Origin of the sequence: Alkalihalobacterium elongatum, from assembly GCF_019024285.1 — a bacterium.
GTDB lineage: Bacteria > Bacillota > Bacilli > Bacillales > Bacillaceae_F > Alkalihalobacterium > Alkalihalobacterium elongatum.
This window is the reverse complement of the sequence record NZ_WMKZ01000001.1, coordinates 219,927-240,877: the sequence shown is the minus strand read 5'-3', so window position 1 is coordinate 240,877 and position 20,951 is coordinate 219,927. Positions and strand designations below refer to the sequence as shown.

At 36.9% G+C, this 20,951-nt stretch carries 19 protein-coding genes; 12 read left to right on the top strand and 7 right to left on the bottom strand.

Annotated elements, in window-relative coordinates; translation table 11 throughout:
* Positions 1 to 58 precede the first annotated feature (58 nt).
* The 3 genes from GKP30_RS01245 to GKP30_RS01235 all read left to right on the top strand — a co-directional run bounded on the left by GKP30_RS01245 (position 59) and on the right by GKP30_RS01235 (position 3,482).
* Complete coding sequence (locus GKP30_RS01245; protein ID WP_216827566.1) at positions 59 to 688, top strand: cell wall hydrolase; 630 nt, start codon at positions 59 to 61, stop codon at positions 686 to 688.
* Positions 689 to 897: 209 nt separating this feature from the next.
* Positions 898 to 1,584 (top strand): phosphoribosylaminoimidazolesuccinocarboxamide synthase, encoded by a 687-nt coding sequence (locus GKP30_RS01240; RefSeq protein WP_216827565.1) that lies wholly within the window; start codon positions 898 to 900, stop codon positions 1,582 to 1,584.
* A gap of 362 nt (positions 1,585 to 1,946) precedes the next feature.
* Positions 1,947 to 3,482 carry a hypothetical protein gene (locus tag GKP30_RS01235; protein WP_216827564.1) on the top strand — a complete coding sequence of 512 codons (1,536 nt, stop codon included), beginning with the start codon at positions 1,947 to 1,949 and terminating at the stop codon, positions 3,480 to 3,482.
* Positions 3,483 to 3,664: 182 nt separating this feature from the next.
* On the opposite strand, the gene GKP30_RS01230 is transcribed toward GKP30_RS01235, so the two are convergent.
* A complete protein-coding gene (locus GKP30_RS01230) occupies positions 3,665 to 4,156 on the bottom strand; it encodes an RDD family protein (RefSeq protein WP_216827563.1) in 492 nt (163 codons plus the stop codon).
* Between the two features lie 209 nt (positions 4,157 to 4,365).
* Between GKP30_RS01230 and GKP30_RS01225 the strand changes: the two genes are divergently transcribed.
* The 3 genes from GKP30_RS01225 (at position 4,366) to GKP30_RS01215 (ending at position 7,521) form a co-directional block, all read left to right on the top strand.
* Positions 4,366 to 5,508 (top strand): M20 peptidase aminoacylase family protein, encoded by a 1,143-nt coding sequence (locus GKP30_RS01225; protein ID WP_216827562.1) that lies wholly within the window; start codon positions 4,366 to 4,368, stop codon positions 5,506 to 5,508.
* Between the two features lie 244 nt (positions 5,509 to 5,752).
* Complete coding sequence (locus GKP30_RS01220) at positions 5,753 to 6,610, top strand: endonuclease/exonuclease/phosphatase family protein (RefSeq protein ID WP_216827561.1); 858 nt, start codon at positions 5,753 to 5,755, stop codon at positions 6,608 to 6,610.
* Positions 6,611 to 6,864: 254 nt separating this feature from the next.
* Positions 6,865 to 7,521: a SurA N-terminal domain-containing protein gene (locus tag GKP30_RS01215; RefSeq protein WP_216827560.1), complete on the top strand. Its 657-nt coding sequence runs from the start codon at positions 6,865 to 6,867 to the stop codon at positions 7,519 to 7,521.
* Positions 7,522 to 7,666: 145 nt separating this feature from the next.
* On the opposite strand, the gene GKP30_RS01210 is transcribed toward GKP30_RS01215, so the two are convergent.
* The 4 genes from GKP30_RS01210 to GKP30_RS01195 all read right to left on the bottom strand — a co-directional run bounded on the left by GKP30_RS01210 (position 7,667) and on the right by GKP30_RS01195 (position 11,888).
* A complete protein-coding gene (locus tag GKP30_RS01210; RefSeq protein WP_216827559.1) occupies positions 7,667 to 9,196 on the bottom strand; it encodes a spore germination protein in 1,530 nt (509 codons plus the stop codon).
* Between the two features lie 21 nt (positions 9,197 to 9,217).
* Positions 9,218 to 10,441, bottom strand: coding sequence for a Ger(x)C family spore germination protein (locus GKP30_RS01205; RefSeq protein ID WP_216827558.1), 1,224 nt, complete (start codon positions 10,439 to 10,441; stop codon positions 9,218 to 9,220).
* A gap of 90 nt (positions 10,442 to 10,531) precedes the next feature.
* Positions 10,532 to 11,662, bottom strand: a complete 1,131-nt coding sequence (locus tag GKP30_RS01200) for a GerAB/ArcD/ProY family transporter (protein ID WP_216827557.1) — start codon at positions 11,660 to 11,662, stop codon at positions 10,532 to 10,534.
* Positions 11,663 to 11,675: 13 nt separating this feature from the next.
* Complete coding sequence (locus tag GKP30_RS01195; RefSeq protein WP_216827556.1) at positions 11,676 to 11,888, bottom strand: hypothetical protein; 213 nt, start codon at positions 11,886 to 11,888, stop codon at positions 11,676 to 11,678.
* A gap of 104 nt (positions 11,889 to 11,992) precedes the next feature.
* Between GKP30_RS01195 and GKP30_RS23680 the strand changes: the two genes are divergently transcribed.
* From GKP30_RS23680 to GKP30_RS01170, 6 genes are all read left to right on the top strand, one after another.
* Positions 11,993 to 12,118, top strand: a complete 126-nt coding sequence (locus GKP30_RS23680) for a hypothetical protein (protein ID WP_268884645.1) — start codon at positions 11,993 to 11,995, stop codon at positions 12,116 to 12,118.
* Between the two features lie 52 nt (positions 12,119 to 12,170).
* A complete protein-coding gene (locus tag GKP30_RS01190; RefSeq protein ID WP_216827555.1) occupies positions 12,171 to 12,599 on the top strand; it encodes a PH domain-containing protein in 429 nt (142 codons plus the stop codon).
* A gap of 193 nt (positions 12,600 to 12,792) precedes the next feature.
* Entirely contained in the window at positions 12,793 to 14,673 is a 1,881-nt protein-coding gene (gene htpG / locus GKP30_RS01185) for a molecular chaperone HtpG (protein WP_216827554.1), read from the top strand.
* A gap of 268 nt (positions 14,674 to 14,941) precedes the next feature.
* Positions 14,942 to 15,751 carry an MIP/aquaporin family protein gene (locus tag GKP30_RS01180; protein WP_236034864.1) on the top strand — a complete coding sequence of 270 codons (810 nt, stop codon included), beginning with the start codon at positions 14,942 to 14,944 and terminating at the stop codon, positions 15,749 to 15,751.
* Between the two features lie 60 nt (positions 15,752 to 15,811).
* A complete protein-coding gene (glpK, locus tag GKP30_RS01175; protein WP_216827552.1) occupies positions 15,812 to 17,305 on the top strand; it encodes a glycerol kinase GlpK in 1,494 nt (497 codons plus the stop codon).
* 172 nt (positions 17,306 to 17,477) lie between these two features.
* The gene (locus tag GKP30_RS01170) at positions 17,478 to 19,154 is read left to right on the top strand and encodes a glycerol-3-phosphate dehydrogenase/oxidase (RefSeq protein ID WP_328703104.1); all 1,677 of its coding nucleotides are present in this window, start codon (positions 17,478 to 17,480) and stop codon (positions 19,152 to 19,154) included.
* Positions 19,155 to 19,211: 57 nt separating this feature from the next.
* Here GKP30_RS01170 and GKP30_RS01165 read toward each other — a convergent pair whose 3' ends face one another.
* Both GKP30_RS01165 and modB read right to left on the bottom strand, forming a co-directional pair.
* A complete protein-coding gene (locus GKP30_RS01165) occupies positions 19,212 to 20,264 on the bottom strand; it encodes a sulfate/molybdate ABC transporter ATP-binding protein (protein ID WP_216827550.1) in 1,053 nt (350 codons plus the stop codon).
* A 7-nt stretch (positions 20,265 to 20,271) separates the two neighbouring features.
* Complete coding sequence (modB, locus tag GKP30_RS01160) at positions 20,272 to 20,943, bottom strand: molybdate ABC transporter permease subunit (RefSeq protein ID WP_216827549.1); 672 nt, start codon at positions 20,941 to 20,943, stop codon at positions 20,272 to 20,274.
* Positions 20,944 to 20,951: the final 8 nt, after the last annotated feature.

The following is a 20,951-nucleotide window of genomic DNA, read 5'->3' as shown; positions in this document are numbered from 1 at the left end:
GATGGTTATTTATCTTTTGTTTTATTCGTGATTGAATTTAACAAAAGGAGGTTGTTAGATGTCAAAAAGAATAAAGCTTATATTCTCTGTTTACATCTGTCTATTGTTAGCATGGACGTTACCAAAAGAAATTCATGCTAATGAGGGTGTGCTACAAAATGGAGATCAGGGACAAGAGGTGTTCGAATTACAACAAAAGCTTGTAAAACTAGATTATCTTAATGTAGCTCCCACCGGGTACTACGGAATGTTAACAGAAAATGCGGTACGTCAACTTCAACAGGATTTTCGTCTATCAGTTGATGGTGTTGCAGGTCCTAGAACATTTTACAGGCTAGTTGAAATTGAGAAGATGGCAAAAATAGTACACGGGGAAGCACGTGGTGAAACTTATAAAGGTCAAGTAGCTGTAGCTGCTGTAATAAAAAACCGCCTTTATTCTTCCGAATTTCCTTCAACGGTTGAAGGAGTTATTTATCAAAGAAATGCGTTTACAGCTGTTCAGGATGGGCAATACAACTTAACTCCAACTTATATAGCGTATCGCGCTGTGAAGGATGCGTGGATAGGCTGGGATCCTAGCTATGGTTCTACTTATTACTATAATCCTCAAATTGCTACGTCCCAATGGATTTTTGATAACACGACACCGAAGTTAACAATTGGTAGACACCTTTTTGCTGATTAATTAGGTATTTTTCAGTAGTAGTTGAGTTGATTAGAAAGCAGTAAATATTAAAATAAACTGTATTCTTATTAATGAAATACATAATGTATATGATAATTTCTAATTATCTAACAAGTTTCACAAAATTCTTCCCGACAACTTATTGGTTTATTTGACATTTTAGTGCATAATGATTCATGAAAAGTTTTTAAATGGGAAGGGGAATTGTGATGGAACTTACATATACTGGTAAGACTAAAGATGTATATAAGTTAGAGGATGGAAATTTTTTATTAAAATTTAAAGATGATGTGACGGGGGAAAATGGCGTATTTGATCCTGGTGCCAATACAGTCGGTCTTTCAATTGAAGGTGCAGGGAAGGCTGGGCTTCGTTTAACAGCATTCTTTTTTGAAGCATTAAAGGAAAAAGGAATACCGACACATTATATTGATGCAAATATTGAGGAAGGAACAATGACGGTCAAGCCAGCAGAGGTGTTTGGTAAAGGTCTTGAAGTAATTTGTCGTTATAAAGCAGTAGGAAGTTTCTTACGTCGTTACGGAATTTATGCGAAAGAGGGACAAGACCTAGATGCTTTTGTAGAGGTGACATTAAAGGATGACGATCGTCAAGACCCACCAATCTCTGAAGATGCACTTGATATGTTAGGCATTCTTTCAAAAGAAGAATACAATGTCCTAAAAGACCTCACAAAGCAAATTGGAAACGTCGTCAAGGAAGAATTAGCGAAAAAAGGTATCGAATTGTATGATATTAAGTTTGAATTTGGTCGTGTTGGCGATAATAAAGAAGTTGTACTGATCGATGAGATCTCTGGTGGAAATATGAGAGCTTATAAAGATGGAGTATACATTGAACCATTACAGCTAGAAAAATTAATGTTAGAACAATAATTTTTGTACTTCTTTAGTCAGGGTTGTCACATTTGTGGCAACTCTTTTTTTTATTTTTGATGGTTAATCGAGGATTTTTATAGTGTTAAGTTAATTGTCCTAAATTCCTTTTTAATGTATGATAAACAACCTGTTAATCCAAAATGATAAAGTAAAACTTCATTTCTTTCGAATAGTTATAAACGGCTAAGGATGGTTGTGATTAAAAAGTTTACTCGTATAGATATTTTTCTTGAAATCAGTCGTGTTAGATGCTCGATCAAAGGGGCTATCATCCTTGGTATAGGCGCTATGAGTGGGAGTAGGCTTCATGTCATTATGGATTTAATAGAGTTATTTTACGAGAAAAAAAGGAGATTATCATGGACATCTCAGAACAACTTACGAATTTACAGTTACTTAACCAATTTTGGATTATTTTTCTGTTTCTTGTTCCTATCGTACTTATTGCAAGAACGGTAGTTGCAGGAACAAGGTATTCTCCAATTTTGATTATTGTTATTTTTGGTTTAGCGATGGGGTACATATTGGAATATAGTGGAGTTTCTTCACCAGGTCTCGATAATTTTCCGTTTATTGACTTAATGGCAAAGACGACAATCATTGCCCTAACAGTTTCTTTCTTTGTCGGTGGGCAAGAATTGCGGAAAATACTAGGGAAGAAGCCGTTAGATGACGAAGAAATGATGGTTCCTTCTGATGAAGAATTGGTGCTTGGAACGAGCAGAACTCAGCTGTTCTTTATAGTTCGCGCATTTTTCCTTTTATTAGGTATCGAAGGAGTAGGACGAGTTTTGCTCGGAACAAACCCAGATGATATGCTAGCGTCTTATTACCCAGTTGTTGCGTACATTGGTCTTGTAGGATCGGTAATTCTTATTGATAACAAAGCAGAAATTTCAAATAAACACCTATACTTACGCAAAGGTCTCATTGAAATTATTGGGATAATTGGTGTTTTAATTAGTTCTTACTACGTCGCACAAATAGTAGGTCCGATTATTGCACTACCACAAATCTTCTTTGCCATGATGATTGCAGCTGCACTTGGGGCGATTTTTTATCGCTGGGCGTTTGGGCCAACATTACGTGCTCTTTTATTTGCAGGGATTCCGATTGTGTTGGCAGCCAATTTCTTAATTGGCGGTTCTCGAGTAGGTGATGCATTTGGTATTCCAGGGGTAAATGCAGTTCTCGTTTACAGCTTTTTCGGTCAATTATTATGGATGTTTGGCGGTATTGCTCTTCTAATGTATTTTGCCCGAACGGTCAATGTACGTAATTTAGCGCCAGGTATGGCAGGAGCCTTATCTCATTCGGGATTAACAGGGGCTTGTACGGCTGGAGACTTCGGTAAAATCGCTGCCACTCGTGCACCAATTATGATCAACATTCCGTTTTTTGGTCATATTTTTGTATTTTCTATTCTTGCAGTGAGCGCAAATCGCGGTAGCCTATGGTTGATCCCAACGGCTCTCCTTGTGGCCGTTGGTGTGTTTCTTACTGTATTATCATTGAAAAACTTGCATAAAGCTAATGGCGAAGATCGTTTTGAAGTGACAGCACTTATGCAGTTTTCGTTCGGTTGGCAAATTTGTGCTGTATTTGGTGGTCTTGCATTTCTTTCCTTAAGTCCATTGACTATGGATTATGCAGCGATGGCACAAGCTTCTGCGATATCTCACTTTGGATTATTTGCCGCAATTCAGGGCGGGATGTTTGGCATGGAAGCAGCAGAACTTATTCCGTTTATTTTCTCAATGCCATTTCTCGTGCATCCTTTAGTGTTTTTGATGTTCGGTAGAGCGATGGAAAATGGCGGTGATATGGCCGTTAAGCCTGTATATGCATTGACGGTAATTGGTATGGTAGGAATTATTGTAGCATTGTTTTTGTAAGGGTAAGAAAGAGTGGATCGCAAAGTGTCTAAAGGAACTAGTTTTTTGGGAATTGAGAGGGATCATTCCTTATAAAGTATGAAGGTGGTGTAAATGGCGAATTTTAATTTTAGTAAGTTATAATTATGATGATTAATATTTATGATATATTCGCCATTTTAAATCATTTTGGGCATAGTTGATTAATATTTCATTAAATATGTCTTGCTCACCTTATCATAAAGTGTACGTCTATTTTTACCAAATGAGAGGATGAAGGTAGGGAACAAAAGGAGTTTCCAACATTCTCGTTTTACATAATGCCACTTCGTTAACTCTTGTCTTTGTTCGTCAACTAATGTTAAGTCGGCAATCATCATCCCTATTGATCTTCTTTTAAAAGCAGGATAAATGACTTGATAAATAAGGAATACAGCTCCTAAAATCGAATAATTAATAATAAATAAATGCGGTTCGTTTGCCCAAATGTCTTGTCTTGCACGTTCTGGGTCCCCTATAAATAACGACTCGGTCGTTGTCATCATCCATAATGTAGTTAGTGCAGATGTCATGTAAAGGACCATCGTAAGAATAACGAGATCATAAAATAACGCGATTGATCGTATCCAACCACCAGCTCGTAGATTTGGATGTAGAAACCGCTCTTGTAATTCTGGATCGTCTCTTAGCTCCATTCTCTCTCCCCCTCAGATGAATTCAATTTTATTCCATAAAAATAGTAAAAATGTTTATATTTTCTAAAAATTTATTATATCGATATTTTACTTATTGGTCAATTGCTAATTTTACGAACATTCAATAGAATTAAGATATGTTTGATTAGAAACTTTTCTTAAATCAAGAAACGTTCTTCGTGAAAAAGACGTTGAGAGGTGTGTTTCGTATGCAACAAATCATAAAAGATATTAAAACTACTGTGATGCAAGTGTTTGATCATCTACACCAAAATCCAGAGGTTAGTTGGAAAGAAGTAAAAACGACAGACTATATTACTAAACTATTAAAAGATAATGGTTGGAAAACAACCACGTTTGAAGATTGTACTGGCGTAGTAGCAGAAACGGGTAATGGAAAGCCTGTTGTGGCTGTCCGTGCTGATATGGACGCGTTATGGCAGGAAGTAGAAGGAACATTTTGTGCCAACCATTCTTGCGGTCATGATGCCCATATGACAATGGTTATCGGTGTAATGTTGGCTTTAAAGGAATTAAACTATAAATCACCAGGTACCATTAAATTGATTTTTCAACCAGCTGAAGAAAAAGGAACTGGTGCTTTAAAACTTGTGGAAAAGGGAATTATCGACGATGTTGATTTTCTATATGGAGTTCATTTAAGACCATTTCAGGAATTGGCTAATGGTAATGCTGCACCAGCTATATATCACGGTTCAGCTAGATTTATAGAGGGGAAGATTATGGGAGCAGATCTGCACGGAGCAAGGCCGCATCTTGGTGCTAATGCTATTGAAGTCGGAGCAGAACTGGTTTCTCTTTTAAAAGGCATTCACCTAGATCCTATGGTTCCCTATTCAGTTAAAGTGACAAAGTTTATGGCAGGAGGGGATAGTGCAAATATTATTCCAGGAAATGCGAACTTTAGTTTAGATTTAAGGGCACAATCGAATAAAGAAATGAATGAATTGTTAGCACGTGTAGAAAAAATTATAACTGTTTTGGCAGATTTAAATAATGTTGAAATTCAGTTGTCTCATCAAGCTTTTATTGCTGCTGCCGAAGTATGTGAGGAAGCGACAGAAATCATGAGTCAATCAATAAAAGAAATATTAGGTGAAGAGAAACATGTAGCCCCTATAATGACAACGGGTGGGGATGACTTTCATTTTTATAAGCTAAAACGTCCGAAATTAAAAGCGACTATGCTAGGATTAGGATGTGATTTACAACCAGGACTCCATCATCCACATATGACCTTTGATAGGGATGCTTTGCTCAAAGGAATAGAAATTATGACTACCGTTGTTCAAAATACATTTGCTAAGATAAACGAAAAGAAGTACGATTAAACGATCTTTAGAGAAGTTAGTTACAGGATTTGTTTTATAAGGTTTCTTTCAAGTAGAAGATTATAAGCAAAAAAAGTATAAAAGTTCACAAAAAACCTTCTTACTGCTATATAGAAGGTTTTTTATCGTGGTTAAGAGGTAATTAATAAGTTTTAGCTATATAGGAGGAGGGAAATATTACTAGGTAGAATAGTTAGAAAATTGTGATAATATAAAACTATAAATACTATTATAGGAGGTAGGCATGTCGAAAAAATTATTAATAACCTATGTAATTACAATTATTTTAGCGTTCATGATCTACAGCCTTCATGAAAAAAATAGGATAAAATACACATGGAATAGCAACCAGGTCCATGATGTAACAAATAAAATGATAACGGTTACAACGTATAATATTCAATATGGAAAAGGAATAGATAACCGTGTAGATCTAGACCGAACAATAGAAACATTAAGAGCTTTAGACTCTGATATCATCAGTTTACAGGAAATTGAGCGTTACAGTGTTCGTTCGAAGTTTAGAGATCAAGTAAAAATTATCGCTAAGGAATTAGAGATGAATGCTGTTTTTTATCCTTCTATATCTTACCCAGGTATTTATTATGGAAATGCAATACTTTCTCGCTTTCCTATCAAAAGTACTGAAATGATCCCTTTTATAAATAAAAAAGAAAATCGAACTGCAATATTGTCGAAGCTAGATTTATTAGATGGACAGTTTATATACGTGATGAATACTCACTTAGGTTTAGATCAGGAAGAACGGATAGTTGCTATTGGCCTAATTTATGAAAGGCTTAAAGAAATTGATGAGCCTATTCTATTGATGGGGGACCTAAACTCCTTACCTAAAAAACAAGAATATCAAATTTGGAATTCTCTCTTAACGAAAAGCAATTTAGGAACTCCACTTCAAACTTACTATAGCCAGGATTGGCAAATTGATTATATTTTTCATAGTAGGGAATTTATTGTTAATGAAACAAGTGTGGCAAAGAGTGAGGCTTCGGATCATTATCCAGTAAGTGCTGTGTTATCACTGCAAAACGATCCGCTGATTTATTCAACAGGTTTTAGTCAAGGGCTACTTCTGGATTAATGATTTAAAGGATTGAAGGAATGGTTAAGTATGCGCTCCCTAGTACGGGCTATCTTTCTATTCCTTCAAATAATTATAGTTCACGGGATACTTTAGTGATGCAGTACATAATTTTACAAATTAGGCTTGAAGGGTATTCCTAATGCTGTTTTTTGGACTACATAATTTTCATAATCTGGTAACATTCTTTACATAATGACCGATCCGTTTTAAAATCCTTACTATTGGAAAAATGAATAGAGAGGATGATTTTTGTGTTTCGTTATGTTTATATTTTCTTAACAGCCATTTTCTTTATTGGACTGGCTGGATGTTCGGGCAGCGAAAAATTAGAACAAGAGGAAGTTCAACTGCCAAATGATGAAATGACCATTGTCGCGATTATTAATGATGAGAAAATACATAAATCTGAATTTCAGGAATTAGTGGAACACAGAAAAAGAATGTATAAAGAGGATGGGCTAGATACAGAAGATCCCCATTTTGTTCGTCAAATTGAGGAGCAAATATTAGAAGATTTAATTAGTAAGGTATTATTACTTCAGGCTGCTGAACGTGATGGGATAAATGCTACGTATATAGAAGAGCACATGAATGACATTAGACATAATTATGAAGATGAAGAAGAGTATTTGAAAGAATTAAAAGCAAATTATCTGACAGAAAAAGATTTAGAGAATATGTTAAAAATTGACCTTTTTGTTGAGCGATACTTAGAGGGACTCGAAATTTCAGTCGATGAAATCGATGATCTACTTGAACAATATAATGGCTTTACAGAAGGTGAAATTGATGTGGAACAGGTGAGGCCTACGATTGAAGCCAATGTGATTCAAAAGAGGCGGGGAGAGTTGTTAAACGAGCTTCTTGCTGAGTTGAGAGCAGAAAGTGAGATACAAATCTTACAATAGTTTGTAAGAACGAGCGAGGTTGGCTCAATTGTCCCTTCACGGCAGTTTACATGCTGTTTACCGTGTTTGGCACTACTTTGAGACAACCTCATATATGATGAAAGAAGAATTCAAATTCAGTAGCACGGTCCATAGTTAAGAATTATTAAACCTGACGGTTCTGATCTTCTGTCTTTGGTTCTGCTTTTCTTTTTTTAATTACTGAGATAGGGGCCTTAATTACGAGGTCAAGCCAATTTGCAAAGTGATAGGGTGCATACGGTGATGTATAATAGCTACCGAAGCTACGCAAACCGACAAGATGAATGTTAATTAAAATATAAGAGATAACGATACCGAACAGGCCAAATGTAGCAGCGGCTATCATAACACCAAATCTTAACATCCGAAATGTAATACTTATATTATAAGCTGGTAATGAGAAAGATGCGATCGCTGTCAAGGCCACGACGATCACCATAATAGGGCTTACAATCCCTGCACGAACCGCCGCATCCCCAATGACGAGTCCTCCAACAATACCAATCGTTTGACCAACAGGACGAGGTAAACGAACCCCTGCTTCACGCAGTAACTCAATCGTAAATTCCATCAAGAGTGCCTCTATGAAGGCTGGGAATGGAACACCCTCTCGCGAACCAGCAATTGAAAGAGCCAATGTAGTTGGAATCATACCTTGATGATACGATACCATTGCTATATAAAGTGCAGGTAAGAACATCGCAATAAATGCACCAGTATACCGGAGCACACGGTATAATGAGCTAATTTGCCAGCGATCATAGTTATCTTCTGGTGACTTAAAATATTCTTCAAAGGTCAGTGGTGCAATTAAAGCAAACGGCGTACTATCCAATACGATAACAACTTTCCCATTAAGAAGGTGTGAAGTTGTTTTGTCTGGTCGTTCGGTTCGTATTAATTGCGGAAAAGGGGATAATACATTATCTTCGACAAATTGTTCTAGACCACCTGTCCCTTCTATATTGTCTACATCAATACAAGAAATCCTATAACGCATTTCTTCTACTAGATCCATATTTGCAATACCTTTCACATAAATAAGGGCAAAATCATTTTTAGACCTCCGTCCGATTTGTCCGAATTGTACCGTCAAATTTGGATCTCTAATTCGTCTGCGAAGTAACATGACATTTGTATGAAGAACCTCATTAAACCCGTCACGAGGCCCCCGAACAACAATTTCACTTTCAGGCTCTTCGATTGCACGCTGATTAAAGCTTCTCGTTTCTAATAAAATGAACTTGGGAATGCCATCAATGACGAGTAATGTTTCCCCAGACATGAGAGGTAAGATAGCATTGTCATATGTCGTTTCGATTGAAAATTCAATGAAATGGGTAACTTCCTTTGTTAGATGGTTTAATAAGGCATCCCCTTTTAAACGTTCAACTTCGTCATCAGAAAAGTGTAGTAGAGGCTTAATCACTTTTGTTTCAATCCCATTTTCATCAGCTAAGCCATCAACATAAAACAAAGTCGCTTTTAGTCCTTTTCCGATTAGGAAATCACGTTGGACGATGTCATCACTTTCACCAACGATGTTCTTAATGGAAGTAATCATTTCGTCTATAACAGGAGATACCTCAAGTGTATATTCATCTTTTGAACGAACTTTATTTGTATTTAATTTTCTTAATAACTTTCTATACATTTAAGTCACCTCCAATAACGGCTATTCTAAGCGTTCGTTTAACATATAATGGCGTATTTTAACGACGGCTGACACATTCACATCGGCATTTTGGAACTCTCCGCCTTCGCCCTCCCAGTTTTCTTTTATCGTTTTCCAATAAGGATATTGTTGTTGCCGAATTTTTTTATGGAACCCGAAAATATCCGCTTGATAATCATTCTGAACTTTTTCAATGCTAATATTAACTTGCCGAACAATTTCTTTTTCGATAAGGGCTTCTAGTTCACGGATCGTCTCTTCATTATTAATCTCCACATCATTAAGCCAACTTTCTCCTAGTGATCCTTCAGCTCTTAATTTAACATCAAAAATATTACGGTTATTTTCGCGGCGATAATCAATGGTAGTATCCATTTCGACTACTTCATATACAAAGAATTCTCCTTGACCTTCGTCGTACTCCACTTCGATAATCACGTTTTGGGCGTCACCTATAATCCAATTATAGCCTTTTATCTCTTCTTCAGTTAGCCAACCTAGCATCGTGTTTTCTTTTCCTAGAAATACGGCGGCTCCTGTAATTATCAAATCATTACCCACTAGTTTAATTTGTGGGATTATAAAACTCTCTTTACCAGTAATATGACTAGCTATTTCACCAATTGTTGTGGGCGAAGGCATCTCCAAAAGAGATTGATAATTATCAGTGATGTCTTCAATGGAAGTGGCTATCATTTCTTCAAGTGGCAACTTAATATTTAAAATATCCTTCGTATTGGCACTTGTAATATAGACATAAGATTTTCTCCTCATTTCGTGGTCTCGAATATACCAATCTGTTAAATGTTTAAGCATGGGTGTGCCTCGCACTAAATTTTCATTATAGATCATTACTTTTAAATGCTCGAAATTGAGTCTTCTACTTCTTCTGGCAGAAGCTTCTCGAATTGTGTTGAAGTTGGTCAAGTCGGTTGTTGTAATATTGAAATAAGCTCGCCCTGTTCTCCCACCTTCTTGTGCTTCGATTTTGCTCGGGATTGCAACGTTAAAGGTCGCATCAAATAATTGGGGATGTTCTGCATTTCGAGAAATACGGTGTCTTCTTTCTCGTTCATACGTCCTTAGCTTTTCTTCTTCATTTTCAGTTGGATCGAATCCGAGTGCGACTACAAATCCAATTTCTTCAATTTCATTAAGATCCCAGCACCCGATGAGGAAAGGGACGAGCAGGATGAGGAGGGTAAAATAAATTATTTTTTTCATTCTACATCCCCCTTGTTTTTTCGTAATCGTGTTACTTTCTTAACTATTGTTGCAGGTACCCCTTTAAACCCTAAGAGTAGCTTAACCACTTTACATTGAACTACTATTCTTAATAGAAGATTTACTTCGGTTTCGGAACCAAACCGTTAAAAAGCCGATGATAAATGTACTTATTATTAATCCATCTCCTAATAGACCTACATATCTACCAGTGGTTTGCATTTCAGTGAATGAATTAGGAATAAAGGCAATTAAAAAAATTAAAAAGATGAGCATGGCTGGAAGATAAGTTTGCATCTTCTGAGATTGAATAAATTGTTCCTTAAAAATTTGATGGATGACAAAAAGAATGTTGGCCATCGATGTAAAAATCGCCATGATATATATCGTGAGAAAAATTGATTCAAATCGTTCAATAAAGGCACCGATTAATTCGATTTCCTTAGCTAACTCAACCGCCGGGAACGTAATCACCATAGTCATTTCTAGGCCGAATACTCCGTATGCGGTAATGGTTAGAAAAGCATAAATGAGAGTCGTTGCAAGCATAAATAGGCTAATCGTTCCTGAACGTAAGTCCGACTCTTTCATATAGGCCATAAAAAAGAATAAAAGAAAGACCCCAGCGAACGAAAACATAGGAGGTAAAACGCCATATAAAACTGGACTAATCCCCTCACTCATAACTGGAAGTAAGCGATCAAATTGAGCTTCATTAAAATTGAATATCATGATAGTAAATAATGCGACAAAAATAAACGGGGTAAACATCAAATGAATATGAATAATTCCCTGGACGCCCTTTGATACTGCATAGGTTATGAGAAGGAGAATAATCGCGACGAGGACTTCTGATGGAGTTTGGTCAATCAAATACATTTTAACAGCCATCGCCAATATTCTCGCTTGAATACTAACTAAAACAACTAAATAAATAGTAAAAAGAATGCCCATGAATTTGGCGACCCATTTACCTATTTTTCCTTCAGCTAAGAATTGAAGGTATGTTCGGTTTGGAAAATTTTTTTGTAATTGAGTGTATAAATAGATTAACCCAATTGAAATAAATCCTGCTAAAAGGATCGAAATCCAGCCATCAGTAGTTCCTACTTCATTTGCTAAAGTTCTTGGTAATGTCAAGATGCCCACTCCGAAAATTAAAGAGGTTAAGGAAATCCCCATCTCAATTGGGCTAATTTCATAATCCTTTTTATTGCTCATTGTTTTGACTCCTTTAAGATTTCGATTGCTGATCTTTCCCAGATTGTCCTAAAATCTCTTTGCGTTTCTGTTGATTTTCCTCTTCCATGTATGGCAACTTCACAAATTCCTGTAATTTTTGCGAACCTTTTTGAAAAGCAATGACGATTAGAGCTGATCCTAAAGCCGTCCAAACAATGGAGCGTTGCGGCAGAAAACCTAAGACGTTATCAAAAAAATTTTCCATTGAAGACCACCCCTAATAAATGGTGTTGTTTACAATTTTTCTTTAGTTTTTCTCAAATTACGGAAATTATGAGCATGTATAAAAATTTGTAGGAATGAATTCCAATGAGTTCATTAAGAAGCTTTTTTCAAAGAGTGAAACCTTTTTTTGAGTATAAACGTAAAGAAGAGAAAGAAAGATTTAATGAAGAGTGGGAAAAGAAAACGAAGGGTTACGATACATTTAAGTAAACAGGGCATTGGCATGTCATCATTTAACTGAGATTAAGAGGGGCGGTGTTATATGCATTATCCATCAGAAAAAGATCTGTGGTTAGGCATTATTATATGGGCAACAGTCCTATTTTCGTTGATGATGCCAATTTTAGGTAGAGAAATGATTGCGTTCGCCATAGCTATTCCGATAGCTGGTTTTATGGTATGGCTATGGTTTGGGACAGGTTACCTGTTGACAGATAAACAACTTAAAATCAAATATGGTCCTTTCAATAAAACGATTAATATCGCGGATATATCGAAAATTAATAAAACAAAAAATCCACTTTCAGCACCGGCTTTGTCTATCAACAGGCTCGAAATTGTTTATGGAAAATTCTATGACTTTACGCTCATTTCACCTGTTGAGGAACGTCAATTTATACTTGAGCTACTGAAAGAAAACCCCAACATTCAGTTAGATGAAAAAGTAAAAGAAATAATTGGGATGAGGTAATGGAAGAATTCAAGCGGTGCCAGGCACCTTTTATACTCTGCTGTGTTAAAGGTGCCAGGCACCGTATATTTGCGGTTCTTGACAAAGCTTCGCTTTTGTGTTATTTAATTATTGGGTTAGCACTCTGAAGGGAAGAGTGCTAGAATTAAGGTGAAATTATAAAAAAGAATAGTGATTGAAAGGGGAAGTTTCCATGGCGAAGAAGCAGTTTCAAGCAGAGTCAAAAAGACTGTTAGAGATGATGATTAATTCAATCTACTCTCAAAAAGAGATTTTTCTAAGAGAGCTTATTTCTAATTCTAGTGATGCAATCGATAAAATTTACTATAAAGCTCTAACAGATGATAGTTTACAATTCGAGAAAGATAACTACTACATAAAAATTGAGGCGGATAAAGAGAGCCGCACGCTTAAAATCACAGACACTGGAATCGGGATGACGAAAGAGGAGTTAGAAAACAACCTTGGAACAATCGCGAAAAGTGGATCTTTAGCTTTTAAAAATGAAAACGAACTGAAAGATGGTCATGATATTATCGGTCAATTTGGAGTTGGTTTCTATTCCGCATTCATGGTAGCTGATGTTGTCACAGTAACAACAAGAGCTCTCGGAAGTGACGTTGCGTACAAATGGGAGTCAGAAGGTGCTGATGGATATACGATTGAAGAAGCACAAAAAGATACGATTGGAACAGAAATTATTTTAACAATTAAAGAAAACACAGAAGATGAAACATATGATGAATATTTAGAAGAATATCGTCTAAAAGGCATAATTAAAAAGTACTCTGACTTTATTCGATATCCAATCAAGATGGAAGTTACGAGTCAAAGACCAAAAGAAGGTAGCGAAAATAATGAATTTGAAGAATTCAAAGAAGAGCAAACCATTAACAGTATGGTGCCAATTTGGCGAAAAAATAAAAACGAATTAACTGATGAAGATTACGAGAATTTCTACCAAGAAAAGCATTACGGATTTGACAAGCCTTTAAAGCATATTCACATTAGTGTTGACGGTGCAATACGCTACAATGCTATTCTTTTCATCCCAGAAAAAATGCCGTTTGACTTCTATAGTCCAGAGTTTGAAAAAGGATTCGAGCTATATTCAAGCGGAGTATTAATTATGAATAAATGTGCAGACTTACTACCTGATTATTTTAGCTTTGTAAAAGGTATGGTTGATTCAGAAGACCTTTCTCTAAATATCTCAAGGGAAATTCTTCAGCACGACCGTCAGCTTAAGCTCATCGCTAAAAATATTAAAAACAAAATTAAGAGCCAGCTTCAAAGCTTATTAAAAGATGAACGTGAAAAATATGAGCAGTTCTTCGAAACATTTGGTAGACAGTTGAAGTATGGCGTGTATAGTGACTTTGGTCAACATAAGGAAGATTTGCAAGATTTAATTATGTTCTACTCTTCAAAAGAAAAGAAATTGGTCACATTAGCTGAATATGTTGAACGTATGCCAGAAGATCAAAAGTATATTTACTATGCTTCTGGAGACTCGCACGATCGAATTGAGAAACTTCCGCAAACAGAAATTGTACTAGATAAAGGCTATGAAATTTTATACTTTACAGATGAGATCGACGAGTTTGCAATTAAAATGTTAATGTCTTATAAAGAAAAAGAGTTCAAGTCGGTTTCAAGTGGTGACTTAGGAATCGATGAAGAAAATGAAAATCAAACTGAAACAGAACAAAGCGAGAATAAAGAACTATTCGATTATATGAAAGACATCTTATCAGGAAAAGTAAAAGATGTACGCGCATCCAAGCGCTTGAAATCTCACCCTGTCTGCATTTCAACAGAAGGTGAAGTTTCTATTGAAATGGAAAAAATTCTTAAAGCAATGCCAAATAACCAAAATGTCCAAGCAGATAAAGTGTTAGAAATCAACATTAATCATGACGTATTCAAGTCATTAAAAGACGCTTTTGTTCAAGATAAAGATAAGCTAACATTGTTTACTAACTTACTCTATAACCAAGCACTTCTAATTGAAGGGTTACCAATTCAAGACCCAGTTGAATTTACAAATGATATTTGTAAGGTTATGGTATAGTAGGGTTGCTTTATTGCTTTAAAGTGATAACGGTGCCTGGCACCCTATAAGGGGTGCCAGGCACCGTTTTTTTATTATTGAACATTTTTGAGTTAATAGATTGACAGCGTTTTCAGATTTTGTTTTAATAGTTTACAAGTTAATATTTCTGATGGAGACACGGAGATCAGTAAAGTAGTTATCATTTTTTAATGATGACTGATTTACTGATCTCTTTTTTTGTCTTCTGAATTAAAAGGAGGAAATGAAATTGCCGTTTGTTGGTGAAATGATTGGTACGATGATTTTGATTATTTTTGGGGGAGGAGTAGTCGCTGGATGTGTTCTGAAAGGATCAAAAGCTGAAAATGGTGGATGGATCGCTATTACGATGGCTTGGGGACTTGGCGTAGCAACGGCCGTTTATGCTGTTGGGGCGATCAGCGGTGCTCACCTCAACCCAGCAGTAACCGTTGGAATGGCTTTAGTAGATGAATTTCCTTGGAATGATGTACCGCTATACATTGCAGCTCAAATCTTAGGCGCTTTTATTGGCGCAACACTCGTATGGCTGCACTACTATCCACATTGGAAAGAAACGAAAGATCAAGGAGCGAAATTAGCTGTTTTCTCAACAGGCCCTGCAATTTCTCATACACCATCTAACTATTTTAGTGAAGTTCTAGGTACTTTTGTGTTAGTCTTAGGATTATTGGCAATTGGTGCCAATGAATTCACAGAAGGACTTAATCCATTAATTGTCGGATTTCTAATTGTCGTTATTGGACTTTCTTTAGGTGGGACGACAGGTTATGCGATTAATCCAGCTCGTGACCTAGGACCGAGAATTGCCCACTTTATTTTACCGATTGCAGGTAAAGGTTCATCTGATTGGGGTTATGCATGGATTCCAGTGGTTGGCCCCATTATTGGTGGAGGTCTTGGAGCCTTATTTTACGCCGCTGTATTTGAAGGAATTGTCTATTCGGCATTATGGTATTTTAGTACAGCATTTGTTGCTGTCCTTCTATTAACATTACAAATGGAGAAGCAAAAACAATTAAAAGCTCTTCCGATAAATAAAAAAGCAACAGCTTAGTTATATCAAGTAAATTTTATAGTATTAATAATATAAAACTCATTGTGGGGGATTAAAGAGATGGAAAAGAAGTATATACTTTCATTAGATCAAGGAACAACAAGTACACGTGCAATTATTTTTAATCAACAAGGAGAAATTGTCGATGTCGAGCAAAAGGAATTCACGCAAATTTTTCCTAAGCCAGGCTGGGTAGAACATAATGCAAATGAAATTTGGGCGTCAGTACTATCTGTCATTTCTGGTGTATTATTAAAGACCAATATTAAAGCGAAGGATATCGCAGGGATTGGAATTACAAATCAACGTGAAACAACGGTCGTTTGGGATAAAAATACGGGGCTACCTGTCTACAATGCAATCGTCTGGCAATCTCGTCAAACAGCTGATATTTGTGAAGAATTAAAGAGTCTAGGGCATGGGCAAATGGTCCGAGAGAAAACGGGTTTATTAATCGACGCTTATTTTTCGGGTACAAAAGTAAAATGGATCTTAGATAACGTTGAAGGAGTTCGAGAGAAGGCAGAGAATGGTGAGCTTTTATTTGGAACCATTGACACGTGGCTCATTTGGAAGCTTTCCGGTGGAACAGCTCATATAACAGATTATTCGAATGCTTCGCGTACGTTGATGTTTAACATTCATGAGTTAAAGTGGGACGATGAACTGCTTGAAATGTTATCGGTTCCAAAGTGTATGTTACCTGAAGTCAGACCATCATCAGAAGTGTATGGAATGACGGTTGACTATCACTTCTTTGGAGAGCAAGTACCAATTGCGGGTGCCGCTGGAGACCAACAAGCCGCTTTATTTGGACAAGCGTGCTTTGAAGAAGGAATGGCGAAAAATACGTATGGTACAGGTTGTTTTATGCTTATGAATACAGGGGCAAAAGCGGTAAAATCTGAACACGGGTTGCTCACAACCATCGCATGGGGAATTGATGGAAAAGTAGAATATGCATTAGAAGGAAGCATTTTTATCGCTGGGTCTGCTATTCAATGGTTACGTGATGGACTCCGCATGATTAAGTCAGCAAGTGACTCGGAAAGCTATGCATTGAAGGTGGACTCAACTGAAGGAGTGTATGTGGTACCAGCGTTTGTTGGGCTCGGAACTCCGTATTGGGATAGTGATGTTCGTGGAGCGGTTTTTGGAATTACACGTGGGACAGAAAAAGAGCACTTTATTCGTGCAACACTTGAGTCACTAGCTTACCAAACAAAGGACGTTTTAACAGCGATGGAAGCAGATGCAGGAATTTCACTAAAAACATTACGTGTTGATGGTGGAGCTGTGGCGAATGAATTTCTAATGCAATTTCAAAGTGATATGTTAGGTGTTCCAGTAGAGCGTCCAGTTGTTCAAGAAACAACAGCGCTAGGAGCTGCTTACTTAGCGGGATTAGCCGTAGGTTTCTGGAACAGTCGGGAGGATATTGCGAAACAGTGGTGTATTGATCGTACATTTAACGTGGAAATGAATAATAATTGTAGAGAGCAATTATATTCAGGCTGGAAAAAAGCAGTTCATGCAACAATGGCATTTAAGTAAATATTATGTTTGCAAAACATTTTAAATAGTATTATAATGATGATAAGTTAATATCGAGGTCGGAGAATAGGAGAGGCCACAACACTCAATTTTTATGTGTTTGCGTAAAAATTAAGAGGTTGTGGTCTCTTTTTGTATGCCCTCATAAGATAAATAAAAGGGGAGATCAATGATGGGAAATTCTTTTTCAAGTAAACAACGTTCAGTCTATTTAGAGGAAATGTCTAAACATACATTGGATTTATTGGTAATTGGCGGCGGTATTACAGGAACAGGTATTGCCCTGGATGCACAAGTGCGGGGGTTAAAAACGGGATTAATTGAAATGCAAGATTTTGCAGCAGGTACTTCAAGCCGATCTACTAAACTAGTTCATGGAGGATTGCGATATTTAAAACAATTTGAAGTTAAGCTCGTTGCTGAAGTTGGAAAAGAACGGGCGATTGTTTATGAAAATGCACCTCACGTAACAACACCAGAATGGATGTTATTACCAATGATCCAAGGAGGAACTTTTGGAAAGACAGCAACATCAATTGGGTTAAAGGTCTACGATTATCTAGCTGGTGTAAAAAAAGACGAACGTCGTAAAATGTTATCTAAAAGGGCGACCATAGAAAAAGAGCCATTAATACGTAGCGATAAACTCAAAGGCGGCGGAATTTACGTGGAGTATCGTACAGATGATGCGCGATTAACTCTCGAAGTATTAAAGGAAGCGGTCCACCGTGGCACCAAAGCAGTAAATTATGCAAAAGCAGAAGAGTTTATCTATGAAAATGGAAAAGTAGTTGGAGTTAAAGTTCGTGATGTCTTATCTAGTAAACTATATCGTATTTATGCGAAAAAGATTGTCAACGCTGCTGGTCCATGGGTCGATACACTGCGTGTAAAAGATAACTCAAAGAAAGGTAAGTATCTATATTTAACGAAGGGAGTTCACCTCGTAATTGATGGCGGTCGGTTTCCGTTAAAGCAGGCGGTATATTTTGATACAGAAAATGACAAGCGCATGGTTTTCGCCATACCTCGCGATGGGAAAACATATATTGGGACTACTGATACATTTTATAATGAAGAAATTGCTCACCCGCGAATGACAGAGGAAGATCGTGATTATATTATTGCTGCTTGTAATTATATGTTCCCGTCTGTGAATTTGACTGTCGATGATATTGAGTCAAGCTGGACTGGTTTGCGTCCATTAATTCATGAAGAAGGAAAAAGTGCATCTGAAATTTCTCGAAAGGATGAAATTTTCTTTTCCGAGACAGGTCTTATTTCAATTGCTGGAGGAAAGCTGACTGGTTACCGTAAAATGGCTGAACGCATTGTCGATATTGTTGCAATAGACTTAGGAAACACCCAACCTTGTACGACTGCAAGTACGAAGCTTTCAGGTGGAGATGTCGGTGGATCTGCGCAGTTTAAGTCATATGTTAGTGAAATGATTACAAAAGGTGAGGAGCTCGGTTTATCGGCGGAAGATGCAAAACGGCTTGTACATTTATACGGATCCAATGTAGTAAAAATTTACGAGATTATTAGAAATAATAAAAAAGATGCTGACCTCCATCGATTACCGATTACAGTCTTTGCCCAAATCAAATATGGAATTGAAGAAGAAATGGTAGCTACACCAATCGATTTCTTTAATCGTAGAACAGGCGCATTATTTTTTAATATTAACTGGGTAAAACAATGGAAAAATGAGATTGTTGCATACATGAAAAAAGAATTTAAATGGACAGATGAGCAAGTGGTGAAATATGTAACGTATCTCGAGTCTGAAATATATTATGCTCAAAACCCTATGGATGGGGAAAAAGGAGTACAAAAAGCTATATAAATTACGTATAATATGGTGCCAGGCACCTTTAGTCGACTAAAGGTGCCTGGCACCAATTTATTTTAGAAGAAATAGATTTTCTGGTGGTAGGAATATTTTTGTGGTAGCTAGCATCTCTTGTTTTTTATTATTTGGGACGACTGCTTTAAGTTCCAGGCTACCTACTTTTAGTGTAATGAGTGTTTGATTAATGCCGCTTATCATTTCAATAATTTCATAGGTAAAGGTATTTAGAGGAGGGGCATCTGCATTGACAAATTCTATGTTTTCAGCGTGAATTCCGATATGAGTTGGTTGATTTTCGAATGTTTTACTGTCTTTTACGGTCAAGCTTGAACCATGACTGGTTACTTCAAGTAGCTCACTCTTTATATTGATCGAATGAATAGGAATGATATTTTTACAGCCAATAATCTGCGCTGCAGCGACCGATTTTGGACGTTGAAATACATCTTCCTTTTCGCCTGATTGAATAACGCCACCTTGTTTTAAAAGTAGAATTTTGTCCGCGAGTCTGTAGGCTTCTTCCATATTATGTGTGACAAGTAACACAGCACCTGAAAAGTTTTCTTGAATGATTGTTAACAATTCTTGCTCCAGCATATGTTTTACATGATGGTCTAAAGCTGAAAATGGTTCATCGAGCAATAGCAAATCAGGGTTTGTAATTAATGTTCTTCCTAGGGCTACCCGCTGTTGCTGCCCACCAGATAGTTGCCTCGGAAAGTGTTGCTCATACCCTTCTAAGTGAATTTTCGAGATCATTTCCGTGACCTTCTCTTCAATTTCTGCTTTCTTGTGTGTTTTTTTTAGTCCAAACGCTAGATTTTCTTTTACCGTTAAATGCGGGAAAAGTGCATAGTTTTGAAAGACATAGCCGATGTTACGATGTCTCGTTTTGATTGTTTTTTTACTTATAGCATCAAAAAGAATTCTGTCTTTTAATATGATCTTGCCGCCATCGGGAGTTTGGAGTCCTGCGAGGCATTGTAACGTTAAACTTTTTCCACAGCCTGAAGGCCCTAATAATGCAGTGATGCCTTTTTTTACGTCGAACGAAATATCAAGGGCGAAGTTATCCAGTTTTTTTTGAATTGTCACATCTAACATTTTTCCTTCACCCCTTTAATACTTTTTTTTCCAAACGATTAATAATATATAAAACGGAGATCGACGTTGCTGTCATGATAAATACTAGCAAATTCGCTAAATCTCGGTTTCCAGCAAGAAGCGCATCATATATAGCGATTGGCATGGTCATTGTTTCATTCGGTATGCTTCCTGCAACCATCAATGTAGCACCGAAGTCACCTAATGCTCGCGCGAATGAAAGTGTAAGTCCAGAAGCTATGCCTCTCCACGCAAGTGGTAAAATAACAGTAAAGAAGATATTAAAATCAGATCGACCTAATACTTTTGCAGCATTCACAATGTTTTGGTCTACACTTGCAAACGAAGCTTTCGCTGACTTAATTAAAAAAGGAATAGAAACAACGAGTGCCGCAATGACGGCACCAGTTGGTGTGAAGACAATCGTCATATTAAAATGTTGTTCGACAAACTGACCGATTGGACTTTGTCTTCCTAGTAGTACGAGTAAATAGTAGCCGAGAACAGTAGGCGGTAAGACAACAGGGAGTGTAATGACCGTATCGACGAGATCAGCAAGCTTTCCTTTTGATTTTGCAAGGTAATAAGCGATAGGAAGGCCGATGAGAAGAGCTAAAAGAGTTGCTGTAGTAGCAACTCTCAAAGAAAGAAATAGTGGAAATAAATTAACTTCTCCCATAACTTACT

What these genes read in the sequence shown, in the direction of transcription:
- htpG (WP_216827554.1), top strand. Translation starts at nt 12,793, where the DNA reads ATGGCGAAGAAGCAGTTTCAAGCAGAGTCAAAAAGACTGTTAGAGATG.
- GKP30_RS01220 (WP_216827561.1), top strand. Translation starts at nt 5,753, where the DNA reads ATGTCGAAAAAATTATTAATAACCTATGTAATTACAATTATTTTAGCG.
- GKP30_RS01180 (WP_236034864.1), top strand. Translation starts at nt 14,942, where the DNA reads ATGATTGGTACGATGATTTTGATTATTTTTGGGGGAGGAGTAGTCGCT.
- GKP30_RS01190 (WP_216827555.1), top strand. Translation starts at nt 12,171, where the DNA reads ATGCATTATCCATCAGAAAAAGATCTGTGGTTAGGCATTATTATATGG.
- GKP30_RS01200 (WP_216827557.1), bottom strand. Translation starts at nt 11,662, where the DNA reads ATGAGCAATAAAAAGGATTATGAAATTAGCCCAATTGAGATGGGGATT.
- glpK (WP_216827552.1), top strand. Translation starts at nt 15,812, where the DNA reads ATGGAAAAGAAGTATATACTTTCATTAGATCAAGGAACAACAAGTACA.
- GKP30_RS01245 (WP_216827566.1), top strand. Translation starts at nt 59, where the DNA reads ATGTCAAAAAGAATAAAGCTTATATTCTCTGTTTACATCTGTCTATTG.
- GKP30_RS01205 (WP_216827558.1), bottom strand. Translation starts at nt 10,441, where the DNA reads ATGAAAAAAATAATTTATTTTACCCTCCTCATCCTGCTCGTCCCTTTC.
- GKP30_RS01240 (WP_216827565.1), top strand. Translation starts at nt 898, where the DNA reads ATGGAACTTACATATACTGGTAAGACTAAAGATGTATATAAGTTAGAG.
- GKP30_RS01165 (WP_216827550.1), bottom strand. Translation starts at nt 20,264, where the DNA reads ATGTTAGATGTGACAATTCAAAAAAAACTGGATAACTTCGCCCTTGAT.
- GKP30_RS01235 (WP_216827564.1), top strand. Translation starts at nt 1,947, where the DNA reads ATGGACATCTCAGAACAACTTACGAATTTACAGTTACTTAACCAATTT.
- GKP30_RS01210 (WP_216827559.1), bottom strand. Translation starts at nt 9,196, where the DNA reads ATGTATAGAAAGTTATTAAGAAAATTAAATACAAATAAAGTTCGTTCA.
- modB (WP_216827549.1), bottom strand. Translation starts at nt 20,943, where the DNA reads ATGGGAGAAGTTAATTTATTTCCACTATTTCTTTCTTTGAGAGTTGCT.
- GKP30_RS23680 (WP_268884645.1), top strand. Translation starts at nt 11,993, where the DNA reads ATGAGTTCATTAAGAAGCTTTTTTCAAAGAGTGAAACCTTTTTTTGAG.
- GKP30_RS01230 (WP_216827563.1), bottom strand. Translation starts at nt 4,156, where the DNA reads ATGGAGCTAAGAGACGATCCAGAATTACAAGAGCGGTTTCTACATCCA.
- GKP30_RS01170 (WP_328703104.1), top strand. Translation starts at nt 17,478, where the DNA reads ATGGGAAATTCTTTTTCAAGTAAACAACGTTCAGTCTATTTAGAGGAA.
- GKP30_RS01225 (WP_216827562.1), top strand. Translation starts at nt 4,366, where the DNA reads ATGCAACAAATCATAAAAGATATTAAAACTACTGTGATGCAAGTGTTT.
- GKP30_RS01195 (WP_216827556.1), bottom strand. Translation starts at nt 11,888, where the DNA reads ATGGAAAATTTTTTTGATAACGTCTTAGGTTTTCTGCCGCAACGCTCC.